This window comes from Streptomyces sp. NPDC056738 (assembly GCF_042790435.1).
Taxonomy (GTDB): domain Bacteria; phylum Actinomycetota; class Actinomycetes; order Streptomycetales; family Streptomycetaceae; genus Streptomyces.
This window is the reverse complement of sequence record NZ_JBHTZF010000015.1, coordinates 151,686-166,635: the sequence shown is the minus strand read 5'-3', so window position 1 is coordinate 166,635 and position 14,950 is coordinate 151,686. Positions and strand designations below refer to the sequence as shown.

Below are 14,950 nucleotides of genomic sequence, written 5' to 3'. Positions count from 1 at the left end.
GTCGCTCTACTGGGCCGCGTCGGCCGCCTTCACCAGCGCGGCCTTGGTGACGGCACCGGCGTACACCTTGCCGTCGTCCGTGATCAGCGCGTTGACCAGGCGGGTCGAGAAGACCGTGCCCGAGCCGAACGTGCCCTTGACGTGGTCGCCGAGGGAGTTCAGGAAACCGTCGACGTCACTGTTGCCGGTCGAGCCGGACCCGCCGGACGGCATGCCCTTGCCACCGGTGTCGAGGACGAGGATCGCGTTCCAGCCCTCGCCGATGGTCTTCGAGCCGCCGAGGCCGTCGGGCGTGCCCTCGTGGCCCTTCGGCAGCGCCTTCTCGAAGTCCTTCGGCTCGCCGCCCTTCGCGCCCTTCGCGCCCTTCACGTCGTCGCCCTCGGTGACCTTCGCGCCCTTCGGCGGGGTGAAGGCGAACGTCGAGGCGGCCGGCCGGGAGAAGTCGACCTGGGTGAATCCCGCGTCCACGACGGCCGCGCCGCCGCTCGCCGGGGTCAGGGTGAACTTCAGCGGCAGCCCCGTCTTCGCGTCCACCGCGATGCTGATCGCGCCGACCGTGGTGCCGGACTGCCGGGGCTTGATCACCAGCTTGTAGGCGTCGCGGCCGGCGACGTGGGCGGTGCCGTCGACGGTCACGGAGGTCGTGTCGTCCACGGACTTGAGGACCTCGTCGGCGAAGTCCTTCGGGGTGGCCGGGACATCCCGCGGCGCCTTGCCCTTGGCACCCTCTCCGGCGTGCCCGGACTCGGCGGACGTCGAGTGGAAGACCTCGTTCGACTTGCTGTCGTACCCCCACACGTCCTTGCCGTTGTGGATGACGCTGTACTCGGCGGCGTTGTCGAGCAGGGAGACCTTGCCCCTGTCCGGGCCGTCGGCCGCGACCCGCAGGGTGTGCGTGCCCGAGGCCAGTTCGAGGAGCTTGGACTGCGGGTCGGCGGAGGAACCGTCGTGTCCCCCGGCCGCGCCGGACAGCAGGCCGCTCTCCAGACCGCCCAGGTCGGGCAGCCCCAGATCGGTGCTGATCTTGACGGTGCCGGACAGTCGCTGGACGTCCGACTGGGCGATCTTCTCGATGAGTTGCTGTGCGGTGACCTTCGGCAGGTCGGGGTCTCCGGAGTCGGCCAGCGCCGGGACGAGACCGATCGTCGCGGCCGCCACCCCCACCACCGCGACCGGAACGACGTACCGAGCGGCCTTGCGTCGCCCGGCGAGACTGTCGTCGGCCTCCTGGGCCCTCGCGCTGTCGTCGGATTCGTACGGTGCCATGTGTGCCTTACCTCCGTCGTCGGCGGCGGCCCTGCCCTCGTTTCCGCTCCACTCCTAAGCCGCCATTCTCACCCGGACCGGTGAGGAGTGGTGTTCTCCATCTGACCAAATACGCCGGATGCACGCGTCAACCCGGGGGCTCAACTCCGCGTAGTCCTGCGGTATGACGTGAGAGGGCGGTGCCTCCCCCGGACCCGTAGGGGTCGCTCGCGGGGGGAGGCACCGCCCTGGCGGCGTGTCGGCCGGTGCCCCGCCGGACCGGCCGGAGACCGGCCGGACCGGCGGCTCGGCTCAGCGCTGCACGAACACGTAGTCCGCGTGGTAGGGAACGCCCACCACCGCGCCCGGCGCGCACGGGCCCGACGGGGCCACGCCGCCCACCGTGTTCAGGCGCAGGATCTCCTGCGTGCCCGCCAGCAGACCGTGCTCCCTGCCCGACTGCGTGGCCCTGAGGTCGAGCTCGGGGATGTTCGCCGCGCCGTTCGGGGTCTTCGCGATCAGTGCGCCGGTGACGGCGCTGCGGTCGGGCGCGATCCACTGCGGCGTACCGGAGTTGGGCTTCACGAACGAGTGAGCGATGTGACCGTCGAGCCGTGCGGAGACATCACGTTGGGCGAAGGCGTAGCCACCGCCGTCGGCCGGCTTGCACTCGTAGATCTGCTCGCCCTCGACCACGGACGCCTGGAAGTTGTGCAGGGCGTCGCGGAAGTCGAAGGTGCCCGTCACCTTGTGGAGCTGTCCGCGAACCGCTCCGCCCGGGAACCTCGTGGTGTGCAGGTTGGCGTAGAACGAACCGGGGTCGGTCTTCAGCGTGTCGAGCAGGTCCGGATCCTCGACCTTCACGGTTCCGACGGCGCTGTGGCCCTTGATCCGGCCGAGCAGTCCACTGAAGTCGATCTTCACGCCGCCGTTCGCCCCCTTCGCGCCCTGGTGGATGTGGAGCAGGGTGGGCCGGCCGGTACCGCGCCATTTCACGGCGACGGACACCTTGTCGCCCTCGACCTTGATGAACTCCAGCGCCGCGCCGTCCGGGTCGCCGACGGCGGGGCCGCCCTCGACGGGCACCTCGGCGGCACCGCGCAGGCTCGCGGCGAGGACGGTGCCTCCGCTGCCGCCCATGACCGCGTGACTGGTCACCGCCGTCCCCGCGTCGCTCCCGGAGTGGTGCGCCCCGCCGCTCCGGCTTCCGCTCGTGCTCCCGGTGTGCGCGCCGTGGTCGGCGGCGGCCGCCGGGACGACGGCGGCGGCGACTCCGGCCGCGGCGGCCATCGCGACGCCGCTCAGGATCAGGCTCTGGCGACGCGTCGTGCGCATGGCGTTCGATCCCATGATTCCGTTTTCTCCCCGTAACCCGGCCGACGCCCCCTGCGTCAGCTTCCGCGTGGAATTACGGACCCGGTCCGGCCCGGACTCACCCTCACCCTGTGGCGCCGGTCACATCACTCCGAATCGCTCAGAAGCGGTCAAATGTGGCGAGAAATATGGCGACTATTCGAGCAGAAATCGGCTCGAATCCGTACCTACGGGTGGCAGCGACCGGAGCGTCCAGTACTCCGGGATCACAGGATCGAGGGATCGCCATGGTTGCCATCAGGCATGTCACGGGATACGCCGCCACGGGCGCCGCCGTCCTGGCGCTCACGCTCGCCGGATGCGGAGGGGGAGGCGGTGGCAGCGGCGGCAGCGGGACCAGCACCCCGCAGAAGAGCGACTCCGCGCAGAGCGGCGGCTCGACGCCCAGCGCCGCCAAGGGGTCCGCGACGTCGACGCTGACCACCGCCAAGGTCGCGAAACTGGGCACGGTCGTGACCGACGGCAAGGGGTACGTCCTCTACCGCTTCGACACCGACTCGGCGAACCCGACCAGGGTCAGTTGCTACGACACCTGCGCCGCTCTCTGGCCCGCGGCCACGACCACCGCCAAGAGCGCGGTGACCACGAAGGGCATCGACAAGAGCCTGGTCTCCACGGTGAAGCGCAACGACGGCACCACCCAGATCACCCTCGCGGGCTGGCCCCTGTACCGGTACGCCAAGGACGACGAGCCGAAGGAGCCGTACGGCCAGGGAGTGGACGGAACGTGGTGGGCCGTCACGCCGAGCGGAGCGAAGATCACCACACCGGTCGCGACGAACACCGGCGGCGGAGGCTACTGACGACCACCCCACGCACGGGCCGGTCCACGACCGGGCCCCCACGCCTCGGTCTCCCGGCCGGCCCGTGACCCGTAGCCCTGGCAGCGGCGACCGGTGACCCCGGGTCGGCTCAGCCGGCCCGGTGCACCACCGCGTCCACCAGCTCGACCAGCGCGGCCTTCGCGTCGCACTCGCGCAGCGGGGCCAGCGCGGCGCGCGCCTCCTCCGCGTAGCGCACGGTGTCCCGGCGCGCCTGCTCCAGCGCGGGGTGCTCCCGCAGCCGGGCCAGCGCCTCCGCGTGCCGCGCGTCGTCCGTCAGGTCGGATTCGAGCAGCTCGCACAGCGCGATGTCCTCGGCGAGACCCAGCCGCTCGGCGCGCTCGCGCAGTCGCAGCACCGGCAGCGTGGCGATGCCCTCGCGCAGATCGGTCCCCGGCGTCTTGCCGGACTCGTGCGAGTCGGACGCGATGTCGAGGACGTCGTCCGCGAGCTGGAAGGCGACACCGAGGCGCTCGCCGTACTGCGTGAGCACGTCCACGACGGTCTCGTCGGCGCCCGACATCATCGCGCCGAACCGGCACGCGACCGCGACCAGCGAGCCGGTCTTGCCGCCGAGCACGTCGAGGTAGTGGTCGACCGGGTCGCGGCCGTCGCGCGGCCCCGCGGTCTCCAGGATCTGCCCGGTCACCAGCCGCTCGAACGCCTCGGCCTGGATCCGGACGGCCTCGGGCCCGAGGTCCGCCAGGATGTACGAGGCGCGGGCGAAGAGGAAGTCACCCGTGAGGACGGCCAGCGAGTTGCCCCAGCGCACGTTGGCGCTGTCCACGCCGCGCCGGACCTCGGCCTCGTCCATCACGTCGTCGTGGTACAGCGTGGCGAGGTGCGTCAGCTCGACGACCACGGCCGAGGGCACGACACCCGGCGCGTAGGGGTCGCCGAACTGGGCGGCGAGCATCACGAGCAGCGGCCTGAACCGCTTCCCGCCGGCCCGCACGAGGTGCTGGGCGGCTTCCGTGATGAACGGGACCTCGCTCTTGGTGGCTTCGAGCAAACCCTCCTCGACAGCCGCCAATCCGGCCTGGACATCGGCTTCGAGAGCCTGGTCCCGCACGCTCAGCCCGAACGGCCCGACGACGGTCACGAGAGGTTCTCCTGTCTGCTGACGATCACATGGCGAACTCGGTCGATCATTCGGTCGATGACACGGTTTGTCGATGTGTCGCTGCCATCACTCAAGTCAGCGTATCCGGTCACGTTTCGATCACCGCGAGCGCCCACCGTCCCCCGGCCCACTTCGCTCCGCCAGGAGGTATGCGGGAGTACACCCGGAAGGCACACGGGAAGCACCTGCGTGCCCCAACGACGGGTACCCCCGCTCACGGGCGCCACCCGATCACCGGCGGTATGTTCATGATCAGACGATGTGACCCGACTTGCGACGACATGCGGCGAAGCACCCGGAAGAGGCCACCATGTCCCACAGCCGTGCCCGACCCGCGTACGGCCGGGACCCGACGGTCCCCGCCCTTCCGGCCGTGCCGCACGACGCGTTCCGTCCACCGAGGTGACACTCATGCGCATCCGTACGTCCTTTCCCTACGAGACCACTCACGAGGACGTCCTCGTCCCTCTCTCGGACGGCACCCGTCTGTACGCCCGCATCTGGCGGCCGGTGACCGAGGAGCCCGTACCGGCGCTCCTGGAGTACGTCCCGTACCGCCTGACCGACTGGACGGCCCCGCGCGACCAGCAGCGCCACCCCTGGTACGCCGGGCACGGCTACGCCTCCGTCCGCGTGGACGTGCGCGGGCACGGCAATTCGGAGGGCGTGCCGGGCGACGAGGGGGCCCGGACCGAGACGGACGACGGGGTGGAGGTGGTCTCCTGGCTGGCCGGCCGGCCCTGGTGCAGCGGCCGGGTCGGCATGTTCGGGATCTCGTGGGGCGGCTTCAGCTCCCTCCGTGTCGCGGCCCGCGCGCCCGAGCCGCTCAAGGCTGTCGTCACGGTCTGCTCGACCGACGACCTCTATGACAACGAGACACACCACGCGGGAGGTTCCGTCCTCGCCGTCGACACGCACGCCCGGTCGGCCCGTCTGCTCGCCTTCGCCGCCCGTCCGCCGGACCCAGCGCACGTGGGCGAGGGGATGTGGCGGGACATGTGGGAGAAACGGCTGGAGGCGGTCAGCCCCCGCGCGCACACCTGGCTGGCCCACCAGACCCGGGACGGGTACTGGCGCGAGGGCGGCGTCCGCGAGGAGTACGGAGCCGTCCGCGCGGCGGTCCTCGCGGTCGGCGGCTGGCACGACCCGCACCGCGACACGGTGCTGCGCCTGGTGGAGAACCTGCCGCCGGATCGCGTACGAGGCATCATCGGCCCCTGGTCCCGCCAGTACCCGGACCGGGGCCTGCCGCCGGGACCGGCGATCGGCTTCCTCCAGGAGACGCTGCGCTGGTGGGACCACTGGCTCCGGGACGAGGACACGGACGCGCTCTCCGTCCCCCTTCTGCGCTCGTACGTGATGGACGCACACCCTCCGGCCACCGTGTACGAGCGGATCCCGGGCCGATGGGTGGGCGACCCCGCCTGGCCCTCACCCTCGGTGACCCCGGTCGCGTACGCGCTCCAGGGCGCCCCGCTGCCGGTGCGCTCCCCGCAGCACACGGGGGTCGACGCGGGCCGGCTCTTCCCCTCGGGCGACGACGCCGACCTGCCGCCGGACCAGCGGGAGGAGGACGCCCGGTCGGCCTGCTTCGAGTTCGAGGTGACGGAGGAGATCTGGGTCCTGGGCCGCCCCCGGGTCACTCTGCGGCTGACGTCCGCGTCGCCCCGGGGCCAGGTGATCGCCCGGCTGTGCGACGTGGCCCCGGACGGGGCGTCCACGCTCGTCACCCGGGGCGTCCTGAACCTGTCGGCGCGTCGGGGCCCCGACCAGGCGGTTCCCTGGCGGCCGGGCGACACGGAGCACGTGGTCCTCGACCTGCACGCCATCGGCTACGCGTTCCCGGCGGGCCACCGCATCCGGCTCGGCGTCTCCTCCGCCTACTGGCCCTGGATCTGGCCGCAGCCGGGCTCGGAGGCCGGCTTCACCCTGGAGCCGGTCGGCAGCGTCCTCGAACTCCCGGTGCGGGCGAGGGAGTCGGACCCCTCGGTCGCCTTCGGGGAACCGGAGGAGGCCGAACCCCTCGGCGTGACCGTCTCGGCGACCCTGGACGAGCCCCGCCCGCCCCGCCTGGTCCTGCGCGACGTGGCCGCCGGGACCTGGAGCGTGGAGGTGGACCCGGGGCGCGGCGGGACCCGGGTGTTCCCCGACGGCCTCGAATGCACGGAGGAGGCCCGGGAGACGTACACGATCGGTACGTCGGACCCTCTGTCCGCCCGCGCCCGTTCGGTGTGGTCCATCCGGCTCCACCGGCCCGAGCTGCCGTGGGACGCCCGCGTCGAGACGGTCTCCGCCATCGCCTGCGACGCCGAGGACTTCATCACGACCGACGAGCTCGTCTGCAGGAACGGCGACGAGGTCGTCTTCCACCGGACCTGGGAGAAGCGGATCCCGCGCACGGCCGGCTGACCGGGCCCGCCGGGACGGGAGTTGGCCGTCGACGGGGCGAACTCGGTTGGCATTGAGTCCACTTGACCGCGGCCGCCCGCCCCGGTCCGGCGTGCCGGCCTCCACCTGGGACCTGTCGCGTCGACCCGACGCGGCCCGCCGCCCCTGCCGCTCCCTACTGTGTCCCGCGCCACAAATCCCGCCGCGCCAGGGGCCGCTCGACGCCTTTCGAGGGTCCCGGGAGCGCCCGCCGACGCAGGCACAATGTCCGAATTGGCCCCTCATGGAGCCTTGATGCTCTTTGGTCTCGTGAGTTGGGTCACCGGCCGGACACCCCTCCGCCGGGCGCCCCTTATGGATCAACCCGTTTGCGAAAGGCAAGTTGAGGATCCAATTCCGGCACAATCGGACTTTTTACCCTCGCCTTAACCAGGCCAAAGCGATCTTCGCGGTCAAATCTCGTCTTGTTTCGGACATGTGCTCTCGCATACGTTCTGGTCGACCCCGGGCGGATCGCCGAATCCTGCCGCCGCCCGGCAACCCATCGACCCACGCACGGCAGGAGCGGGGGAACCACAGGTAAGCCGCCGGTCCGGACACATCCGGAACGGCTTGGGGTGAAGCCGCGCCCAGAGCGCGGCCGGGCATCTCCCGCCCGAACCCGACAGCTCACCTCGCAGGCGTCGGAGAGGACATTTCGCCATGCCCGTACGAGCCAAGCACCGCCGCATGAAGACCAACGTCATCACCCGGGGCATGATCGCCGCCGGAACGGGTGGCATCGCCCTCGCCCTCCCCCTCGTGAGCGCGACCGGCGCCAGCGCCGCCACCCCGGCGCAGGCCCCCCAGGTGGCCAAGACCGCCCACACCGCGGTCGTCCCCAACGTGCAGCTCGTCACCTACAAGGTGGTCGCCGGCGACACCCTGTCCAAGGTGGCGAAGAAGTACCCCAAGAGCGGTGGCTGGAAGAAGCTGTACGCGGCGAACCGCGCGATCATCGGCGACAACCCCGCGATGATCCGTCCGGGCATGAAGCTCACCGTGGGCACGAAGACGCTGAAGTCGACGACCGTCCGCACCACGGCGAACGCGACCGCCGCCGTCGCCAAGTCCAAGACGACCACCGTCACCCAGGCCGTCGCCAAGACGTACACCAACAACCTCGACGGCTGGATCAAGGAATCCCTGGACGTCATGGCCAAGGCCGGCATCCCGGGCAGCTACGACGGCATCTACCGCAACGTGATGCGCGAGTCCTCCGGCAACCCCAACGCCATCAACAACTGGGACTCCAACGCCGCCGCGGGCATCCCCTCCAAGGGCCTGCTCCAGGTGATCGACCCCACGTTCCAGGCGTACCACGTCGCCGGCACGTCGTCGAACATCTACGACCCGGTCGCCAACATCACCGCGGCCTGCAACTACGCGGCCGACAAGTACGGCTCCATCGACAACGTCAACGGCGCCTACTGATCCACCCCGCACCACCCGCTTCACCCGCACCCGCCGACGGCGCCCTCCGGCCCGTCGGCGGGTGCGTCGGTGTCGCTAGAAGCCGAAGAGGCGCTCCAGGACGACCGCGATCCCGTCGTCCTCGTTCGACAAGGTGACCTCGTCGGCCACCGCCTTCAGTTCCGGGTGGGCGTTGGCCATCGCCACCCCCCGGGCCGCCCAGTCGAACATCGGGATGTCGTTGGGCATGTCACCGAAGGCGAGCGTCGCACTCGGCGTGAGCCCGAGATGCGCCGCGGCCAGAGCGAGGCCCGTCGCCTTGGTCACCCCGCATGGCTGGAGTTCGACGGTGCCGGGCCCGGACATGGTGACCGTCGCCAGCGAACCGACCACTCCCCGTGCCGCCGAGGCCAACTCGTCGTCCGACAAAGACGGGTGACGGAGCAACACCTTGCTGATCGGCTCCGCCCAGAGGTCGTCCCGACGCGGCACCCGCACGGCCGGCAGCGTCGGATGCGGCATGACGTACCCCGGCTCGATGAGCGTCAGCCCGTCCACGCCGTCCTGGTCGACCGCCGCGTACAGCAGCCCGACCTCCGCCTCGATCTTGCCGAGCGCCGTCTCCGCCAACTCCCTGTCCAGGGTCACCGACCACAGCATGCGGTCCGTGCCCGCGTCATAGAGCTGCGCCCCCTGACCGCACACCGCCAGTCCCTCGCCGCCGAGTTCGTCAAGAAGTGGTCGCACGCGCGGTGCCGGTCGGCCCGTGACCACGAGATGCCGGGCACCTGCCCGGGTCACTTTCGCCAACGCGGCGCGTGTCCGGTCGGAGAGTGTGTCGTCGCCGCGCAGCAGCGTTCCGTCCAGGTCAGTGGCGATGAGTGAATATGCAGTCGGAGCGGCCATGATCCGAAGAATACGGATCGAACGACTCAACGGCCCGGCCTGAACCGGACGACGTCCGGTATCCCGTCAGCAACGCCGTTCACCGCACGGTGGTAAGCGCGTTGCGACCGCTTCGGATCACCGAGGCTCCGCTTCCGCCCACACTCACTTTCCCGCACAGGACCACCCACAACTCCCCAACACCCCTTCCATCAAGGCCCACTGGGCCCGGCATGAGAGTCGCGTGTCACCAAGTCCGTTACGCATCAACTCTGTTGAGGAGAGGTACGGCGAACTTCCTCATCCATCGAAACGCACTCCAGGACCGTGCGCGGCATCCGCTCGGCGTCACGGACAGCCGCCACGGGGGCTCAGATCAGCGGGCGGGAGCGCGGGGCAGCGGACAGTCGCGGGCGGGGGCGCGGGCCGGGCGGACAAGAGCGGGCAGGGGCAGGCACGAACGACGCACGAGCGCACGTGAGCGGGACGAAGGCGCGGAGTGAGGCGAAAGGAGCGGTGGGGGGAGTGCGCGGCGCGAAGGGAAGGGGTGCGACGAGAGCGGGATGAGGGCGCGGTGCGAGGGGAAGGCGCGACGAGAGCGCGACGAGCACGGTCCAAAGCCGGGTGATGCGGCGCCTGTCGACCCGCTTCCGCCCACCGCGGCTCGCAGCCGCCCGCTCCACACCAGGCCAATTCGGACATTGCAACCCCTTTAGGCCCTGCCGTAGTGGGGACACTCCCCCGTAACGTGTGCTCCGACCACATCAAACGCGTGGAACGCATGGCTCACATGGCGAGTACGAATCCGAAAGCGAGGCACCTACCGATGCCCCCCTTCGATGTCCCCGAGGGCGATCCCTTCGGCCCGCACAACCTGCCGTACGGCGTGTTCTCCCTGACCGACCCGGCCGGCGACTCCGAACGACGCGTCGGCGTACGGCTCGGCGACCACGTGCTCGACGCCGGTGCCGCGGCCCGCTCACTCGGCTCCCCCTACGCCGGGCTGCTCGCACAGCCGACCCTCGACCCGCTGCTCGCCGCGGGCCGCACCGCCTGGTCCGACGTCCGGCGCGCGCTGACGGCCTGGGTGACCGTCCCGGCCCACCGGGAAACCCTCGCTCCCCATTTCCACCCTCTCTCCGACGTGACGCTGCACCTCCCGTTCACCGTCGCGGACTACGTGGACTTCTACGCCTCCGAGAACCACGCCCGGAACGTCGGCCAGATCTTCCGCCCCGACGCCGCCGACTCCCTCACGCCGAACTGGAAGCACCTGCCGATCGGCTATCACGGCCGCTCCGGCACGGTCGTGGTCTCCGGCACGGATGTCGTCCGCCCGTCGGGCCAGCGCAAGGCCCCCGCGGACGCCGCCCCGGTCTTCGGCCCCTCGGTCCGCCTGGACATCGAGGCGGAGGTCGGCTTCGTGGTCGGCGCTCCCTCGGAACAGGGCCGGCCGGTGCCCCTGGGCGACTACCGCGACCACGTCTTCGGCCTCTGCCTGCTCAACGACTGGTCGGCGCGCGACGTCCAGGCCTGGGAGTACGTCCCGCTCGGCCCCTTCCTCGGCAAGTCCTTCGCCACGTCCGTGTCGGCGTGGATCACCCCGCTGGACGCCCTCGACGACGCCCTGGTGGCCCCGCCCGAGCGCACGCACCCCCTCCTCCCCTACCTCGACGACGCCTCCGAGGAACCGGGCGGCTACGACCTCCGGATCTCCGTGGCCATCAACGGCCACGTCGTCTCCGAACCCCCCTTCTCCACCATGTACTGGACGGCCGCCCAGCAACTGGCCCACATGACGGTCAACGGCGCCTCCCTGCGCACCGGTGACCTCTACGGCTCCGGAACCGTCAGCGGCCCCACCGAGGGCGAGCGCGGCTCGCTGCTCGAACTCACCTGGAACGGCCGCGACGCCCTCGAACTCCCCGACGGCAAGCGAACGTTCCTCGAGGACGGCGACGAGGTCACCCTGACGGCCTGGGCCCCGGGCCCGGGCGGAACCCGCGTCGGCCTCGGCGAGGTCCGGGGCCGCATCACGCCGGCTGTTTCCCTGTAGAGGTCGCTGAGAGAGCTCTAGGGAGAGGCCCCGGGAGGCCTCCGGAGAAGACGCCCGGGAGCGTCCGGGAGACGTCCGGGAGACGGCTTCGGGAGGCCTCTCCCGGAAGGGACCTCCGGGAGGAACGGGGTCCGTGTCACGGTGACCGGCGGCCTGGCCGGCGGCCCGGCTCGCATCCCGGTCGGCGTCCCGGTCGGCGTCCCGGCTGGCGACCTGGCCGCGTCCGGCCAGCGTGCCCGGCGCAGGCCGGCACGGCCCGGCACCGCCGGTGGGGACCACGGAGCCCGGCGGGCCCCAGCCGGAGTCGGCGGTCCGGCGGGGCCGAGCCGGGATCCGCGGCCCGGCGGCGGCCTAGCCGGGATCGGCGGCCCGGCGGAGTCAGCGGCACCCGGCGGAGTCAGCGGCACCCGGCAGGGTCGGCGGCACCCGGCAGTGTCAGCGACACCTGACGGAATCTGCATTGCCCGGCCGGGCGTCTCCCCTCGTCCCCGGTCTCCCGGTGTCGGGCCCGCTAGGGCTCGCTACATCCAGTCCTCGGGCTCCGGCTCTTGGTCCAGCTCCGGCCAGTCCGGGTCCGGTCCCGGCGCTGCCGCCGGAGCCGCCGGGGCCGGGGCCGCCTCGGGTCTGGTGCCGGACCCCGGGGCCGCGGGCGCACCGCCGGTCAGCGAGGCGAGCACCCCGATGACGCCCTCGCCGTACGTCGCCAGCTTCTTCTCGCCCACCCCGCTGATACCGCCCAGGTCCTTCACGGAGGTGGGCCACACCGTGGCGATCTCCCGCAGCGTGGCGTCATGGAAGATGACGTACGCCGGGACGCCCTGCTCGCGCGCCTGCTCACCGCGCCAGGCACGCAGCGCCTCGAACGCGGGCACGAGCTCGGCGGGCAGTTCGGCCGCCGCCGCCTTGGCCTTGCGGTCTCCCTTGGGTGCCGACGACCGGGACGTGGCCGGCTTCGGCGCCTCCTTGCGCAGCGGCACGTCCCGCTCGCGCCGCAGCACGGTCCCGCTCGCCTCGGTCAGCACCAGCGTGCCGTACTCGCCCTCGACCGCGATCAGCCCCTGGGAGAGCAACTGTCTTACGACGCCGCGCCATTCGGACTCGGCCAGTTCCTCGCCGATGCCGAAGACGGACAGTTGGTCGTGGTCGAACTGGATGACCTTGGCGGTCTTCCGCCCGAGCAGGATGTCGACGATCTGACCGGCGCCGAACTTCTGTCCCCGCTCGCGCTGGAGGCGCACCACCGTGGACAGCAGCTTCTGTGCCGCGACCGTGCCGTCCCAGGTCTCCGGGGGTGTCAGACAGGTGTCGCAGTTGCCGCAGGCCGGGGTGTCGGGGTCCTGGCCGAAGTAGGCGAGGAGCTGGGACCGCCGGCACTGGGCCGTCTCGCACAGGGCGAGCATCGCGTCCAGATGGGCAGCCGCCCGGCGTCTGAACGCCTCGTCGCCCTCCGATCCCTGGATCATCTTGCGCTGCTGGACGACGTCCTGAAGGCCGTAGGCCATCCAGGCCGTGGAGGGCAGTCCGTCACGGCCAGCGCGGCCCGTCTCCTGGTAGTAGCCCTCGACGGACTTCGGCAGGTCGAGGTGGGCGACGAACCGGACGTCCGGCTTGTCGATGCCCATGCCGAAGGCGATCGTGGCGACGACCACGAGGCCCTCCTCCCGCAGGAAGCGGGACTGGTGCGCGGCACGGGTGCCCGAGTCCAGGCCCGCGTGGTACGGCACGGCCTCGATGCCGTTGCGGGAGAGGAACTCGGCGGTCTTCTCGACCGAGTTGCGTGAGAGGCAGTACACGATGCCCGCGTCGCCCGCGTGCTCCTCGCGCAGGAAGGACAGCAACTGCTTCTTCGGGTCCGCCTTGGGAACGATCCGGTACTGGATGTTGGGCCGGTCGAAGCTCGCCTCGAAGTGGCGGGCCGTGGGCATGCCCAGCCGTTGAGTGATCTCCTTGTGCGTCGCACGGGTGGCGGTGGCCGTCAGCGCGATGCGCGGGACGTCCGGCCAGCGTTCGCCGAGCAGCGAGAGCGCCAGATAGTCGGGACGGAAGTCGTGGCCCCACTGGGCGACACAGTGCGCCTCGTCGATCGCGAAGACGGAGATCTTCCCGCGGGACAGCAGATCCAGCGTGCTGTCGAGACGCAGTCGCTCGGGGGCCAGGTAGAGAAGGTCGAGCTCGCCGGCGAGGAACTCCGCCTCGACCACGCGCCGCTCGTCGAAGTCCTGCGTCGAGTTCATGAACCCGGCCCGCACGCCCAGCGCCCGCAGCGCGTCCACCTGGTCCTGCATGAGCGCGATGAGCGGGGAGACCACAACGCCCGTACCCGGTCTGACCAGGGAGGGGATTTGGTAGCAGAGGGACTTTCCGCCGCCGGTCGGCATCAGGACGACGGCGTCACCGCCCGCCACCACATGCTCGATGATCGCCTGCTGCTCGCCACGGAAGGCGTCGTACCCGAAGACCCGGTGGAGGGCGGCCAGCGCCTCGCTCCCGCCCAGTGTCTCCGTCGCGTCCGCTTCGGTCATCACACCCGTCCCGCCCATCGTTCCGTCCCCCGTACGTCGCGCCTCGACCACTGCGTCCACGATAGGGGTCCGCGCCGACAGTCCGAGAGTTGTCCACAGGCTGCGAGGGGCCGGCTTCCCTACGTATCGGCGCCCGTCCCGTCTCACCCTGCTGCACGGCGCGCCCCGGCGGGGTTCAACCCGTTGGCCCCGCTTGCATGGCGGCGCTTCGGGGCCGAGGGCCATGCTGCTCGGGCGGGAGGAGGGGGCCCGCAGCCGACGGACCCGTGCAGTCCGTACGCCTCTCTCGTGTCTCTAGGAGCCTTCGCATGCCCCAGCGTCCCCTCAGGACCGTCATCACCCTCGTGACAGCCGCCACCGCGTCGCTCGCCCTGTCCGCCGGCCCCGCCCCGGCGGCGGAGGGCCCGATCGACCCGAAGGCCTTGCGCGATCTGGTCAAGGCCTACCTCGCCAGCGTCAAGTACCTCGACGAGAAGGTCGCCCTCGCCGACGGATACGTGCCCCGCCAGTGCTCCTCGGACCCCGCGGGGCACGGCAGCATGGGCTACCACTACTTCAACGAGTCCCGCTACGGCTCGCTCGATCCGAGGAAGCCCTCGGCCCTGCTGTTCGAGGACGGCAAGGACGGAAAGCGCAGGCTCGCCGGGGTCGAGTGGATCGTGCTGGACTCCGACCAGAACATGAAGACCAGCAAGGACCGGCCGTCGATGTTCGGCGGGCAGAAGTTCGACGGTCCGATGCCGGGCCACTACCCGGGCATGCCGATCCACTACGACCTGCACGTCTGGCTGTGGAAGCAGAATCCCAACGGGCTGTTCGACCGCTGGAACCCCAGGGTGAAGTGCCCGCCCGCCCCGGCCCACACCGGCAAGACGGACACCGGCAAGACGGACACCGGCCACACGGGCATGACGGGCTCGGGCATGACGGGCACGGGCACGGGCAAAACGAGTACGGGGAAGACGAGCACGGGGAAGACGAGCACGGGCCACAGCGGCAAGACGCCCGGCGCCCACCACGGCTCGTCCGGCACGGCGCACACCGGGTCCGCGGGCGCTGGCCGCACCGCCCACTGACAACGGCT

Annotated in this window: 10 protein-coding genes and 1 riboswitch; of the genes, 5 read left to right on the top strand and 5 right to left on the bottom strand. The window is 71.2% G+C overall.

Annotated features, from left to right (window positions below; all coding sequences use genetic code 11):
* Positions 1–6 precede the first annotated feature (6 nt).
* Together ACFRIC_RS33775 and ACFRIC_RS33770 are read right to left on the bottom strand one after the other, a co-directional pair.
* Complete coding sequence (locus ACFRIC_RS33775; protein WP_382793896.1) at positions 7–1,266, bottom strand: outer membrane lipoprotein carrier protein LolA; 1,260 nt, start codon at positions 1,264–1,266, stop codon at positions 7–9.
* Positions 1,267–1,557: 291 nt separating this feature from the next.
* The gene (locus tag ACFRIC_RS33770) at positions 1,558–2,595 is read right to left on the bottom strand and encodes a CHRD domain-containing protein (RefSeq protein ID WP_382793893.1); all 1,038 of its coding nucleotides are present in this window, start codon (positions 2,593–2,595) and stop codon (positions 1,558–1,560) included.
* 251 nt (positions 2,596–2,846) lie between these two features.
* Here ACFRIC_RS33770 and ACFRIC_RS33765 point away from each other — a divergent pair, with 251 nt between their 5' ends.
* Positions 2,847–3,422, top strand: coding sequence for a hypothetical protein (locus ACFRIC_RS33765; RefSeq protein ID WP_382793890.1), 576 nt, complete (start codon positions 2,847–2,849; stop codon positions 3,420–3,422).
* A gap of 109 nt (positions 3,423–3,531) precedes the next feature.
* Here ACFRIC_RS33765 and ACFRIC_RS33760 read toward each other — a convergent pair whose 3' ends face one another.
* Positions 3,532–4,542 carry a polyprenyl synthetase family protein gene (locus tag ACFRIC_RS33760; RefSeq protein ID WP_355761912.1) on the bottom strand — a complete coding sequence of 337 codons (1,011 nt, stop codon included), beginning with the start codon at positions 4,540–4,542 and terminating at the stop codon, positions 3,532–3,534.
* Between the two features lie 432 nt (positions 4,543–4,974).
* Here ACFRIC_RS33760 and ACFRIC_RS33755 point away from each other — a divergent pair, with 432 nt between their 5' ends.
* Together ACFRIC_RS33755 and ACFRIC_RS33750 are read left to right on the top strand one after the other, a co-directional pair.
* Positions 4,975–6,972, top strand: a complete 1,998-nt coding sequence (locus ACFRIC_RS33755) for a CocE/NonD family hydrolase (RefSeq protein WP_382793887.1) — start codon at positions 4,975–4,977, stop codon at positions 6,970–6,972.
* 483 nt (positions 6,973–7,455) lie between these two features.
* Positions 7,456–7,649: riboswitch (cyclic di-AMP (ydaO/yuaA leader) on the top strand.
* Positions 7,650–7,653: 4 nt separating this feature from the next.
* On the top strand, positions 7,654–8,424 hold the full coding sequence (locus ACFRIC_RS33750) for a transglycosylase SLT domain-containing protein (protein WP_382793884.1): 771 nt from the start codon (positions 7,654–7,656) through the stop codon (positions 8,422–8,424).
* A gap of 75 nt (positions 8,425–8,499) precedes the next feature.
* Here ACFRIC_RS33750 and ACFRIC_RS33745 read toward each other — a convergent pair whose 3' ends face one another.
* Positions 8,500–9,309 (bottom strand): HAD family hydrolase, encoded by an 810-nt coding sequence (locus ACFRIC_RS33745; RefSeq protein WP_382793881.1) that lies wholly within the window; start codon positions 9,307–9,309, stop codon positions 8,500–8,502.
* An 805-nt stretch (positions 9,310–10,114) separates the two neighbouring features.
* Between ACFRIC_RS33745 and fahA the strand changes: the two genes are divergently transcribed.
* Complete coding sequence (gene fahA, locus ACFRIC_RS33740; RefSeq protein WP_382793878.1) at positions 10,115–11,344, top strand: fumarylacetoacetase; 1,230 nt, start codon at positions 10,115–10,117, stop codon at positions 11,342–11,344.
* A 521-nt stretch (positions 11,345–11,865) separates the two neighbouring features.
* Here fahA and recQ read toward each other — a convergent pair.
* On the bottom strand, positions 11,866–13,884 hold the full coding sequence (gene recQ, locus ACFRIC_RS33735; RefSeq protein WP_382794045.1) for a DNA helicase RecQ: 2,019 nt from the start codon (positions 13,882–13,884) through the stop codon (positions 11,866–11,868).
* Positions 13,885–14,174: 290 nt separating this feature from the next.
* On the opposite strand from recQ, the gene ACFRIC_RS33730 reads away from it, so the two are divergent.
* On the top strand, positions 14,175–14,942 hold the full coding sequence (locus ACFRIC_RS33730; RefSeq protein ID WP_382793875.1) for a hypothetical protein: 768 nt from the start codon (positions 14,175–14,177) through the stop codon (positions 14,940–14,942).
* The last annotated feature ends 8 nt before the right edge of the window (positions 14,943–14,950 follow it).

Excerpts from the sequence above, each read along its gene's own strand:
- ACFRIC_RS33775 (WP_382793896.1), bottom strand. The coding sequence starts at position 1,266 with ATGGCACCGTACGAATCCGACGACAGCGCGAGGGCCCAGGAGGCCGAC.
- ACFRIC_RS33770 (WP_382793893.1), bottom strand. The coding sequence starts at position 2,595 with ATGGGATCGAACGCCATGCGCACGACGCGTCGCCAGAGCCTGATCCTG.
- ACFRIC_RS33765 (WP_382793890.1), top strand. The coding sequence starts at position 2,847 with ATGGTTGCCATCAGGCATGTCACGGGATACGCCGCCACGGGCGCCGCC.
- ACFRIC_RS33755 (WP_382793887.1), top strand. The coding sequence starts at position 4,975 with ATGCGCATCCGTACGTCCTTTCCCTACGAGACCACTCACGAGGACGTC.
- ACFRIC_RS33750 (WP_382793884.1), top strand. The coding sequence starts at position 7,654 with ATGCCCGTACGAGCCAAGCACCGCCGCATGAAGACCAACGTCATCACC.
- ACFRIC_RS33745 (WP_382793881.1), bottom strand. The coding sequence starts at position 9,309 with ATGGCCGCTCCGACTGCATATTCACTCATCGCCACTGACCTGGACGGA.
- fahA (WP_382793878.1), top strand. The coding sequence starts at position 10,115 with ATGCCCCCCTTCGATGTCCCCGAGGGCGATCCCTTCGGCCCGCACAAC.
- recQ (WP_382794045.1), bottom strand. The coding sequence starts at position 13,884 with ATGGGCGGGACGGGTGTGATGACCGAAGCGGACGCGACGGAGACACTG.
- ACFRIC_RS33730 (WP_382793875.1), top strand. The coding sequence starts at position 14,175 with ATGCCCCAGCGTCCCCTCAGGACCGTCATCACCCTCGTGACAGCCGCC.